The 11407-nt window shown below is 61.9% G+C and carries 11 protein-coding genes; 4 read left to right on the forward strand and 7 right to left on the reverse strand.

Annotated elements, in window-relative coordinates:
• The coding region (locus QMC81_05360; protein MDI6906901.1) for a YbfB/YjiJ family MFS transporter at positions 1 to 1160 on the forward strand (1160 nt) is incomplete at its 5' end.
• Between the two features lie 86 nt (positions 1161 to 1246).
• Here QMC81_05360 and QMC81_05365 read toward each other — a convergent pair.
• Complete coding sequence (locus QMC81_05365; GenBank protein MDI6906902.1) at positions 1247 to 1684, reverse strand: PIN domain-containing protein; 438 nt, start codon at positions 1682 to 1684, stop codon at positions 1247 to 1249.
• The gene (locus QMC81_05370) at positions 1674 to 1913 is read right to left on the reverse strand and encodes a DUF6364 family protein (protein MDI6906903.1); all 240 of its coding nucleotides are present in this window, start codon (positions 1911 to 1913) and stop codon (positions 1674 to 1676) included. The genes QMC81_05365 and QMC81_05370 overlap by 11 nt, the downstream gene beginning before the upstream one ends.
• 86 nt (positions 1914 to 1999) lie before the next feature.
• On the opposite strand from QMC81_05370, the gene QMC81_05375 reads away from it, so the two are divergent.
• Positions 2000 to 2167: a hypothetical protein gene (locus QMC81_05375; GenBank protein MDI6906904.1), complete on the forward strand. Its 168-nt coding sequence runs from the start codon at positions 2000 to 2002 to the stop codon at positions 2165 to 2167.
• Here QMC81_05375 and QMC81_05380 read toward each other — a convergent pair.
• The 5 genes from QMC81_05380 to QMC81_05400 all read right to left on the reverse strand — a co-directional run bounded on the left by QMC81_05380 (position 2164) and on the right by QMC81_05400 (position 8185).
• Positions 2164 to 3648 (reverse strand): DUF4070 domain-containing protein, encoded by a 1485-nt coding sequence (locus QMC81_05380; GenBank protein MDI6906905.1) that lies wholly within the window; start codon positions 3646 to 3648, stop codon positions 2164 to 2166. The two genes, QMC81_05375 and QMC81_05380, sit on opposite strands and share 4 nt — an antisense overlap.
• 120 nt (positions 3649 to 3768) lie before the next feature.
• Positions 3769 to 4923, reverse strand: coding sequence for an efflux RND transporter periplasmic adaptor subunit (locus tag QMC81_05385; protein ID MDI6906906.1), 1155 nt, complete (start codon positions 4921 to 4923; stop codon positions 3769 to 3771).
• 14 nt (positions 4924 to 4937) lie between these two features.
• Positions 4938 to 7319, reverse strand: coding sequence for an FtsX-like permease family protein (locus QMC81_05390; protein MDI6906907.1), 2382 nt, complete (start codon positions 7317 to 7319; stop codon positions 4938 to 4940).
• Positions 7320 to 7324: 5 nt separating this feature from the next.
• Entirely contained in the window at positions 7325 to 8044 is a 720-nt protein-coding gene (locus QMC81_05395; GenBank protein ID MDI6906908.1) for an ABC transporter ATP-binding protein, read from the reverse strand.
• Between the two features lie 3 nt (positions 8045 to 8047).
• Positions 8048 to 8185: a hypothetical protein gene (locus tag QMC81_05400; protein MDI6906909.1), complete on the reverse strand. Its 138-nt coding sequence runs from the start codon at positions 8183 to 8185 to the stop codon at positions 8048 to 8050.
• Between the two features lie 180 nt (positions 8186 to 8365).
• Here QMC81_05400 and QMC81_05405 point away from each other — a divergent pair, with 180 nt between their 5' ends.
• Positions 8366 to 8665 (forward strand): zinc-ribbon domain containing protein, encoded by a 300-nt coding sequence (locus QMC81_05405; protein MDI6906910.1) that lies wholly within the window; start codon positions 8366 to 8368, stop codon positions 8663 to 8665.
• Between the two features lie 207 nt (positions 8666 to 8872).
• Positions 8873 to 11407, forward strand: a 2535-nt coding sequence (locus QMC81_05410) for a cation-transporting P-type ATPase (GenBank protein ID MDI6906911.1), incomplete at its 3' end; no start/stop codon positions are given.

Here is an 11407-nt window from a genome sequence, read left to right on the forward strand (position 1 = left end):
CGGTTATGGGTGCCCTTGGCTTCGCCCGCTTCGGCTACGCCACCATCCTCCCTTCTATGAAAGATGCCCTCCTTCTAAACAACACCCAGATGGGCATGATCGCCACCGGCAATTTGATCGGCTATACGGCTTTCTCCCTGATCGGAGGCCTTCTTGCGGCCAGGTTCGGCCCGCGGCTCCTGATCGGGTGCTCGATGCTCGTCACAGGCGCCACGATGTTTATGACCGGAGCTGTCGGCGGATTCTGGCCGGCGGTCGTCATACGTTTCTTGACGGGTCTCGGCAGCGCCGGAGCCAATGTTCCCGTGATGGGACTGGTTTCGGCGTGGTTTGGGCCCAGGCGAAGGGGGATGGCTGCGGGATTCCTGGTCGGGGGTTCGGGATTCGGCTTCCTGATCACCGGTTTCCTGGTGCCGAGGGTGATCGCAGCGTCGCCGGACGACGGCTGGCGTTTTGGCTGGTTCATTCTCGGCGGGACGGTAATCCTGCTCGCCGGCCTAAGCAGTCTCCTGCTTCGAAACAAGCCTTCCGAAATGGGATGCCGGCCCATCGGAGGATCTCAGGCCGCTGCCCCCGGCGGCGACCGCCTGTCCTGGGGGAGTCTTTACACCTCCCCGGCCTTGTGGCGGCTGGGCCTGGTCTACCTGTTCTTTGGTTTTTCCTACATCATTTATGGAACCTTTTTTGCAGCGGCAATGACCGCCGACAAGGGATTTACCCAGGCCCAGGCAGGGGCGGTGTGGTCTGGGATCGGGGCACTCGCCGTCTTCAGCGGTATCGCGTGGGGAACGGTGTCCGACTACCTCGGGCGCAAGAACGCCCTGGCTCTGGTGTTCGGCCTGCAGGCCGTCTCCTACTTCCTATTCGGAATGGGTGATTCCCCTGCTGCCCTCTACGCCTCGGCACTGCTCTATGGTCTTACCGCATTCAGCATCCCCGGCATCGTTGCGGCCGCTTGCGGTGACTACGTCGGGCCCAGGCTGGCCCCTGCCGCCCTGGGGATGGTCACCTTCTTCTTTGCTGTGGGACAGGCGCTGGCCCCATCAATAGCCGGATACCTGGCGGATGTGACGAGCTCATTTAACGCTGCTTTTTTCCTGGCTGCCGTGGTGGCAGCGATGGGCAGCGGCGGGTCATTGACGCTCCGGGCCCCGAGATGAGATGTGAGAAGTCAGACGATCATTTATCCCACAAAGCTTGTTGTCCCTGGCATACTGGAGTCTCTCCGGCACACTGGGGTCGGGTGTTAAAGCCGGTCGGCGAAGGGGTTGATCACCCGCCCTCCGCCGTAATCCTGCCCGGGGCTTAAGTCCTCCGACCAAATTACGGTGCAGTCAAGGGCCTGTGCGCTGCGGATGATCATTGCATCCCAAAAGGAAACCTTGTATTGCAGCTGCAAGTCGATGGCTTCCAGAACGTCCGCCGGTTCGGGGATGTGGACGTGCCAGCAGGCGAGATCTTCGATAATACGCGAGGCTACCGGCGGTGTAAGGGGTTGCGTCACCTTCCGGGTTACCGTAACATAGAACTCCTGCAAAACCTGGACACTGAGACACCCGCTGCCGGCGTCCCATAACCGTCGTACCAGGTCTTCGGCTATTTCGTGCTTTTCCCCGGCGGAGATGTCGTGGGCGTAAACCAGGATGTTTGTATCGATGAACTGTCTTTCTTTGCTACCGCTCATGCAAGTCATCCCTGGTCCACTTGGCCTGTCCCCCGGTGCTCAAGTCCAGCCTGCCCAACAGGGCAAGATGGCGTTCTTTGGCCTTACGGTACCTGTCCTCTTGACGGGTGGCGTCGCGGAGCAACTGAGTCAGGAGTCCGGATAGCGAGGTGCCCCGTTCTATAGCCAGGTGCTTTGCCTGGCGCAACAGGGTTTTGGGCAGGGACAGCGTAACGTTTTGCTGTTCCACATTCTTCACCTCCACACAATTAAGTGTAACACGTATTTACGTGGGGCACAACTGTCCAAACGAAAACCGGGCCGGCGCTGTAAACCGTGGTCTTCGCGGACGCCGACGGTGTCCTGTTCGTCTCCGCCTCCAGCGTGGCGGACGTGCTTTCGGCAGCCCACGTTATCCTGGAGACGGAGCGACGCCAGGCGGAGGCCGTGCGGTCAGGCAGGACGCTGCGGGAAAAGTTACGGTGGTGCCGGCACAGGGACTAAAGCTTGTTGAAGACCTTGCGGAAGTGGAAGCCGTAAACAGCGAAGGTGATGGCATCCGGCAACAGCCACGGGTGCTTGGCGAGGGTTTTCATAATCATCTTCCAGTAGTGCCTTCGGCCTTTTTCGATGAATCCCAGGTAGAAGGTGGCCTTGAAAACCGCGGTCAGGTAGTAGAAGCGGAAGAGTCTCATTCTATTCCTTTTCACCGGCTTGAACTCTTTGAAAAACTCCAGGATCCGGTCGTAGTAGTGGGAGGGATCGTAGATGGTGGTGACGATCCTCCTGTAGCCCTCAATGAGCGTCTGCCGGTTCATTTTAGGGATGAAGTTGAGGTTGAAGTCGGTGTTGTTTCCGGAGAAACGCTGCGGCAGCAGGCGGTTCTCCGTTTTTAGACGTTCGTAGAGCCGTGTCCCCCGTGGGGCGTTGAGTAGTCCGACCATTGCGGTGACGATGCCGCTCTGCTGGATGAACTTGATCTGCCTCTCGAAGATCGACGGGGTGTCACTGTCGAAACCGACGATGAAACCGGCGCTGACCTGCATCCCGTGGTTCTGGATGGTCTTGACGGATTTAACCAGGTTCCTGTTGAGGTTGGCGAACTTGTTGCATTCCTTCAGGCTCTCTTCATCAGGTGTCTCAATCCCCAGAAAGACGTGGACAAAACCGGCCCTGCGCATCAACTGCATGAGTTCCTCGTCATCGGCCAGGTTGACTGAGGCCTCCGTGATGAACCAGAAGGGGTTCTTGTGGGCTTCCATCCATTCGATGACGACCGGCAGGATTTCTTTCTTCAGCTTGAGCTTGTTGCCGATGAAGTTGTCATCAACAATAAAGACGGTGCCGCGCCAGCCACGCGTGTAGAGGGCCTCTAATTCGGCGGTCATCTGGGCGGCTGTTTTTAAGCGCTGTTTGCGCCCGTAGAGGGTGGTGATATCACAGAATTCGCAGTCATAGGGGCAACCCCTGGAATACTGGATGCTCATTGACGCATAGTCGTTCATGTTGAGGAGATCCCACATGGGGACCGGAGTCTCGCTCAAGTCAGGTTTAAGGTCTGTTTTATAAACCTTTTTCGGGCTGCCTTTCTCCAGGTCCGCCAGGAATTCAGGGAGTGTGATTTCGGCTTCATTGAGGATAAGGTGGTCGACGTCGTCGAACCCGTCGTATTCCATAGTGAACAAAGGTCCCCCGGCGACGGTTTTCACCCCGAGCCGGCGGCAGCGGTCAATCACTTCTCTGGCGGAGTTCTGCTGGATGGACATGGCGCTCAGCAATACATAGTCAGCCCATGCGATGTCCTCATCGCGCAGCCTGTTAACATTCATATCTACAAGCTTCAACTCCCACTCCTTCGGAAGCATGGCCGCTACCGTGATGAGACCGAGCGGGGGGTTGGCGGATTTCTTGCCGATGAACTTCAAGGCATGTTGGAAGCTCCAGAAGCTCTCCGGGTATTTGGGATAAACCAGTAGAGCCTTCATCTTCCGACCCCCTCTGATGTCCTGTGTTTTGCCATCCCATATTATGGGACATGTCAGTTTAATCTATGACTGTATTATAAACCTATTTTTGGCATCGGAAAACGGGTAACACCCGGAAAGTTACTTCACCCGCGTCCCATCCTTCAGTTCGAGGCTGCCGTCCCGGACGACCCGGTCGCCGGCTTGCAGTCCCTGCCGCACTTCGATGAGGTCGGCATCGCTGATCCCGGTCTCGATGATCCGGTATTTGATGCGCCCGTTGACCACAGCCATGACCTGTTTGCGGCCGTCGGGAAGTGTTCTGACCGCCTCCCGGGGCACGGCCGGCACGCCCTGCCGGGAGAGGGTCTCGATGGCGACGTCGACCTCGAAGCCCGGTTTCAGGCCCGACGGGGCGCTTAAGGAGACGATGACCGGCACCCGCCGCTGGATGATGCCGAGGGCCGACTGCTTTTCTTCCGCCTGCGGGTAGATCTTTTCGACCTTCCCGTCCAGGGCTTTCTGCCCCAGGAACGGAGCGGTGACGGCCGCCCGCTGGCCGACCTTCACTTCGGCCAGGTCGTCGCTCAGGATGTCGACCTTGACCTCCAGCCGGCCGGTGGCGGCCACGGCGGCCACCAGGCCGCCCGGCGGCAGCACGTCGCCCTTCTTTACCGGGAGGCGGAGGACGATGCCGTCCACCGGGCTGCGGACGGTCAGCTGTTGCTCGCTGTCCCGCAGCTCCGCCAGCACGGCGGCGGTCCCGCTGATCTGTGCCAGGGCGCTCCGGCGCTGGGCCTCTTGCTCCTGAAGGGCCTTTTCGAGGGTCTCCGCCCGCAGCCGGGCCTGTTCGTATTCGACCCGGGCGGCCGCCCCGGCCGCCAGGAGTTCCTCGACGCGGGCCAGGTTGGCCCGGGCGTCGTTCAGCTCCAGCTCCGTCCGTTCAATGGCCGACCGGGCGGCGTCGGCGGCGGCCCGGGCGCCGGCCAGCCGGACCTCGGTTTCCCTGAGTTGCACGGCCAGGTCGGGGTTCTCCAGGACGGCCAGGGTCTGACCTTCCTTGACCGCCTGGCCGGCTTCGACCGGCAGGGCGGCGACTTGCCCTCCCTGGACGGTGTACAGGTCACGGTCGGTCACCGGCTGGACATAGCCGGTATCGGCCACGGTGCGCGTGATGTCGGCCGGCCGCACCTCCACCGTTTCGACCTCGGTGCCGCCGGTCGTCATAGCCAGGGCCGCTGCGGCGAGCAGGATGAGGAGGCCCAGCCCCGCCAGCCACCGTCTCTTCAGTTGCATATCGAACCCTCCCGCTAGTCCTTGGTCTTGAGCGCTTCCACCAGGTCAAGCCGCCTGATCCCCCGGACCGCGAAGCGGTGGGCGACCATCACAAAGGTAACCCCGCCCAGGGCGGAGAGGACGTAGGTTACGGGGTAAACCACTACGGGCAGGGTATAGAGGTCGGTCGTCGCGGCGGCTTTCATGTAGGCTTCGGCCATCAGGCGCCCGAAGGGCAGCCCCAGGAGGATGCCGGCGGCCGTTTGCAGCACGTTCTCCTTCAGCAGGAGAGAGGAAACCTCCCCCATGCTGAAACCGAGAACGCGCAGCGCGGCCAGTTCTCTCCTGCGTTCGGCGAAGCTGATGGCCGCCGAGTTGTAGACGATGGCGAAGCCCAGGACGGCGGCGAAGGCGACCATTATACCAACCGAATAGATCAGGCTGTCCAGGTTCTGATTGAAGCCGGCCAGCTCCTTTTGCCGGCTCAGGACGGAAGAAACACCGGTCATCCGGTTGAGTTCCCGTTCCACCGTTCCGGACATCCCGGAGTCCACCTTCAGCAGCGCCCCGGAAACGAGACCCTGTTCCCGTAGCATCCTGTTGGCCTGGGCGAGACTGACGCAGGAGGCGCTGCCGATGAGCTGCGTGTTCCGTCCGACGACTTTGACCGCCGTCCTCCGGGACGGTCCCCGGGCGAGCAGGGTTTCGACGACCACGCGGTCGCCGGGTTCGACACCCAGCTTCTCCGCCGCCCGCCGGCTGAGCAGAACCCCCTCTTCGGGGACTTCCAACCGCTCTCCGTTTTCGCCCACCAGTTCCTTGAGGGTCAGGTCCCGGGGGAGCCCCAAGAGCAGGTCCTCCTCCGAGCGCCCGGCGAAGTGGATCCTGACGGGAACCTCGAACACCGGTTCGACTTTCACGACGCCGTCCAGGCGTGAGATGTTGCGCAGCTCGGACTGTTTGACGGGGGAGGTGAAGCGGACCAGGTAGTCGTAACGCTGCTCCCGGAAGTAATGCTCGTTGAGCATGAAGTCGACGGCGTCCCTGGTGAAGAAGGCGATGACCAGCAGCCCGACGGCGAAGATGACGCCCATCAGGGTTACGGCGGAGCGCACCCGGTTGCGCAGCACGGTGCGCAGGCTCATCTTCCAGGCCGGGTCCAGCCTCCGCCATACCCCGGTCCAGCGCTCCAGGAAGACCCTGCCGCCCCCGCGGGGCGGCTCGGGGCGCATCGCCTCCGCGGGGTCGATCTTCACGACGCCGCGTGACGCCGAAAGGCCGGCGACCGCGCCGACCGAGAGGCTCAGGATGAACCCGTAGAGGATGGCCTGGCCGTTGACGCCGCCGATGGCCCGGGGCAGATTGAAGAACTGGGCGTAGAGGTCCGAAAAGACGGAGGCGAACGCCAGCCCGAGCGCGGTTCCCAGGACGGCGCCGGTGACCGCCACGGCAAGGGCGTAGCCGGTATAGTACAGCATTATTTCCCGGCTGGCGTAGCCCAGGGCCTTCATCACGCCGATGGACAGCCGCTGGGCTTTGATCATCCGGCCCAGCATCACGAACTGGATGGCGGCGGCGATGCCCAGGAAGATGGCCGGCAGGGTGCGGGCCGTGGTCTTCAGCCCGTCGAGTTCTCCCTGCAGCACGGCGTCGCTGAGCTGTTCCCGGCGGGGATAGGAGGCCAGGTTGCCGTAGGGTTCCAGCAGGGCTTCGATCCTGGCGGCGATGTCGTCCTCGTCGACGCCGGGGGCGAGGTCCACCACGATCTGGTTCACCTGGCCCGGCTGGTTGAGGATCTGCTGCGCCTGGTCGAGGGGCAGCATGAAGATGCCGAAGGTCTTCGGCTCGGGCATCAGGCTGGCCGCGTCCTTCAACGGGTAAACGAACTCGGGGCCGGTGGCGGTCCCCACGATGGTCAGGGGCACGCGCCGGCCCTCGGCCACGATGGTCACGGTGTCGTTGGGGGCCAGGCGGTTGGCCGCGGCGTACTGGGGGTCGGCGAGGGCTTCGATCCCGTTCTGCGGGTTCTCGTCGAACATCCGCCCCGACAGGAGGTGGATCCGGTTGACCTCCGACGCCAGAGGCGGCGGATAGGCCACCAGGCGGGCGGTGGCCCTCTCGTCTCCTTCTTTCAGCAGGGGGACGTCCTGCTGGATCCGGCCCGTGGCCTTGATGACGCCGGGAATGGCTTCAATTCTCCGGGTTACCTGCTGGGGAGCCCTGACAACGTGAAAGTAATAGTCGGCGAAGTTGTTCTCCCGGTAGAACAACTCCTTGGACCGGCTGAGGTTGAAGTAGGCCGTGGTCATGGAAATGTAAACCGAGAGGCCCAGCGCGACCACGGCGACGATGGCCGCAAACTGTCCTTTGGTCTGCAGAACGGTGCGCCCGAGCCTTTTAATAAGTACCGTCCTCAAGGCCGTCACCACTCAATGCTTTCCGGCGGAGCCGGCTTCTCGTTGACGGTGATCTCCACGACCCGGCCGCTGCTCATGCGGGCGATGCGGTGGGCCATCGCCGCGATGGCCGTGTTGTGGGTGACGATGACCACCGTGCTCCCCCGCTCCCGGTTGATCCGCTGCAGCAGGCCCAGGATCAGCCTGCCGGTCGAACGGTCAAGGGCGCCCGTGGGCTCGTCGCACAGCAGCAGGCGCGGGTTCTTGACGGCCGCGCGGGCGATCGAGACCCGCTGCTGCTCGCCGCCGCTGAGCTGGGAGGGGAAGTGGTCCAGCCTGTCCCCCAGCCCGACTTCGCGGAGGACCTCGACGGCGGAGAGCGGGGCCTCTACGAGGTTGGCCGCCAGTTCCACGTTCTCCCTGGCCGTGAGGTCGGGGATGAGGTTGTAGAACTGGAAGACGAAGCCCAGCTCGCGGCGCCGGTAGAGGGTCAACCCGGCGTCTGAGGCTTCGGAGAGGTTTTTCCCCAGGAAGCGGATCGACCCGCCGGTGGGACGGTCCATTCCGCCCATCAGGTTGAGCAGGGTGCTCTTGCCGGATCCGCTGGGTCCCAGGATGACGAGGACTTCACCCCGGTAGACGGAGAGGGATGTCTCCAGGAGGGCGTCGACCGTGACCTCGCCCATCGTGTAGCTCTTGGTGACCCTGTCCAGTTGCATCAACACGTTGTCCTGCGTCTCGGGCACCTTCTACCGCCCCCGGTCGGGATCAATCTCGCCCTTTTCCCAGCGCGCGTACCGCTCCGTCAAGTCGGCCAGGTACCAGTTCAGGAAGTCGAAGTAGTCCTTGATGCCTCTCAGATGAGGTGCGCGAAAACCCGGCGGCAAAGATTATTAGAAACGCTTTACTTTTCTGCAGAAAAGGTTATAATAGGTTTGGCTCAAGTAAAACGGTTCAACGGTCTGGTTCAATATCCTTCTCAACTGCTCAGGGGGTCGGGTGGTTTAAAGGTAAGTGAATCTCCCGTACCATTTTCTGAGCGATTAAGAAATGAGGAGGATTTTTTCATGTTCGAAAACAAGATCCTGACCTGTCGCGACTGCGGTGCTGAGTTCGTGTTTACTGCTTCTGAGCAGGAGTTCTATGCTGAGAAAGGGTTCAGCAACGAGCCCGGCCGTTGTCCGGATTGTAGAGCCGCCCGTAAACAGCAGAGAAACAGTTTCGGCGGCGGCTATGACCGTGGCTCGCGGGAGATGTTCAAGGCGATTTGCGCCGAATGCGGTGCGGAGACCGAGGTGCCGTTCCGTCCGTCTGGTGATCGCCCCGTCTATTGCCGCGACTGCTTCAGGCAAAGAAACGGTCGTTAATACAACCCAGGTCAAGAAAAGCTCCTCTACCATCAGAGTGGGGGAGCTTTTTTATTACGGTTGGACGGTATGGTTGCGCCGCCTGTTCGGAGGAAGTTAGGCGGCCGGTTATTGTGTAGAGAATCCCCTTATTGGCGGATTCTGCTATAATTAATACGCCCCGGATGGCCGCTCGGCAAAACGATCTGTCTGGAACGGGTGACCGGGATGTCGATTTTGACCAATATACATCATCTCCGCCCCGAAGAGGTTTACATAAGCCTGAGATCTTCCCCCGAAGGTTTGTCGGCGGACCTTGTGCGCGAAAGGTTGGCGGTCCGCGGGAGAGATCCTTACATTCAGAGCCACTTCGCATTCTGGGCAAAGAAAGTCGTCAAGCAGTTTTCGCATTTTCTGGCCATTGTCCTGTGGGGAGCCGCCGTCCTGTGCTTTGGGCTTGAACGCTTTCAGCCCGGGGAAGGGATGTTGAACCTGGGCTGGGCGATCGTCCTGATCGTCTCCGTCAACGGGGCGTTCAGCTTTGTCCAGGAGTTCCGGGCGGAAAAGGCGGCCCGGGCTTTGAAAAAGATACTTCCCTTAAAAGCCAGGGTTGTACGGTCGGGCACGGTGGCGGAGGTGCCGGTTGACGACCTGGTCGAGGGGGATGTGGTGCTTCTCCGGGAGGGGGACAGGGTGCCGGCCGATATCAGGCTGGTGGAAACGGACGACCTCAAGGTGAACAACGCGGTCCTCACCGGGGAGTCCGACGTCCTTCTCCGCACCGCGGACGCCTCACCGGCCGAATCGATCTTTGACGCGGATAACATCGTTTTCTCCGGTACCCTGATCCTGTCCGGCAGGGGGACAGGGGTGGTTTTCGCGGCGGGGAGCCGGAGCCGGTTCGGCCGGGTGGCGCGCCTGACGACGGAGATAACCAAGGGTTCAACTCCGCTGGAGAAGGAAATCGCCAGGGCCTCCAGGACGACGACCCTGATCGCCGCCTGCCTTGCCGCCGTGTTTTTTGCCCTGGGCGTGGCTGTAAAGAGGCCGTTTCTTGACAACGTCCTGTTTGCCATAGGCATCCTGGTGGCGCTCATACCGGAGGGCCTCCTGCCGACCGTGACCCTGACCCTGGCCGCCGGCAGCCAGCGCATGGCCAGACGCCATGCCCTTGTCAAGGAACTCAGCTCCATCGAGACCCTCGGCTGCACCACGGTCATCTGCGTGGATAAGACCGGAACAATCACGCAGAATGAGATGACCGTCAAAGAGGTATGGGTTCCTGACAACAGCGAGGACGCCCGGCAGCGGGCCTACCTCGTGATGGGCCTGGCCAACACCGTGTCGCCCTTGTGGTCCGAAGGGGGCGAGATGCCCGGCGACCCCATGGAAGTGGCGCTGTTACGGGCCTCCTCCGATTACCTGAAGGGATCGGGAGACAGTCCGAAGACACATCTGGTTGACATGTTGGGCTTCACCCCCGAGAGGAAACGCTTGAGCGTGCTGTACAGTCCCGAGGGGCGGGAAGGCCTGTTCCTGGCTACCAAGGGTGCTCCGGAAACCGTTCTCCCCCTCGGCCGGTTGACGGCTGAAGAGGTCCGGCGGGTGGAAAAGGCCGTGCTGGAAATGAGCGGCAGGGCGATGCGCGTTCTTGCCTTGGCCCGCCGTGCCGTACCCCCGGGCGAGGGGCGCGAGGCGGCTCTCCTGGAAAGGGAGATGGAGTTCGTCGGGCTTGTGGGCCTGATCGACCCGATCCGTCCCGAGGTGCCGGAAGCGGTGGCCAGGTGCCACACAGCCGGGATCCGTGTCATGATGATCACCGGTGACGGGGCCGCCACCGCCCGCGCCATCGCCGCCGAGGCCGGCCTTGTCCCGGCGGACGGCGAACCGGTCACGGTCCTGACCGGTGACATCGTGGACGGTATGGGGAGCGAAGAGCTTAAGAACGCCCTGCGGGCAAAGCATGTCGTCTTTGCACGGATGCAGCCGGAACACAAACTGAGGGTGGTGACCGCGTTACAGGAAAAGGGCGAGATTGTGGCCATGACCGGTGACGGTGTCAACGACGCGCCGGCCCTGCGCAAAGCCGACATCGGTATCGCCATGGGCCTCCGGGGGACCGATGTTGCCAGGGAGTCGGCAAACCTGGTTCTTCTGGACGATCATTTCGCCACGATCGTCAACGTCATCGAAGAGGGCCGGGCGGTCTTCGCCAATATCAGGAAATTTGTCACGTACATTCTGTCCAGTAATATCCCGGAACTGGTGCCTTTTCTCGCCCATGTCCTCCTGCGCATTCCCCTCCCCCTTTCAATTATCCAGATAATGGCCATTGATTTGGGTACCGATATGTTGCCGGCCCTGGCTTTAGGGCTGGAAAAGCCGCGCCCCGAAATGATGAACCGGCCGCCGAGGAGCCGGCACGAACCGCTCCTGACGCGGGGCCTCTTGTTGCGGGCGTACGGGTTTCTCGGCGTTATTGAGGCGGCGGCCGGCATGGCGGGGTACTTCTATGTGCTGCACCGGGGCGGCTGGCATTGGGGACAGCACCTGGCCCAGGCGAACGTCCTCTACCTGCAGGCGACAACCGCCTGCCTCTCCGCCATTGTCTTCGCCCAGGTGGGCAACCTCTTCGCCTGCCGGTCCGCCGCCGACTCGACCTTCCGCATACCGCTCAACAACCCCGCCATCCTTTGGGGGCTGGTCTGGGAACTGGGCATCCTCGCCCTTGTGGCCTGCACCGGGCCGGGAAGGGCGCTTTTG

The organism is Thermoanaerobacterales bacterium, assembly GCA_030019475.1.
Lineage (GTDB): Bacteria > Bacillota > Desulfotomaculia > Desulfotomaculales > JASEER01 > JASEER01.

Coding starts and splice junctions, on each gene's coding strand:
- QMC81_05385 (MDI6906906.1), bottom strand. CDS start 4,923: ATGCAACTGAAGAGACGGTGGCTGGCGGGGCTGGGCCTCCTCATCCTG.
- QMC81_05380 (MDI6906905.1), bottom strand. CDS start 3,648: ATGAAGGCTCTACTGGTTTATCCCAAATACCCGGAGAGCTTCTGGAGC.
- QMC81_05365 (MDI6906902.1), bottom strand. CDS start 1,684: ATGAGCGGTAGCAAAGAAAGACAGTTCATCGATACAAACATCCTGGTT.
- QMC81_05405 (MDI6906910.1), top strand. CDS start 8,366: ATGTTCGAAAACAAGATCCTGACCTGTCGCGACTGCGGTGCTGAGTTC.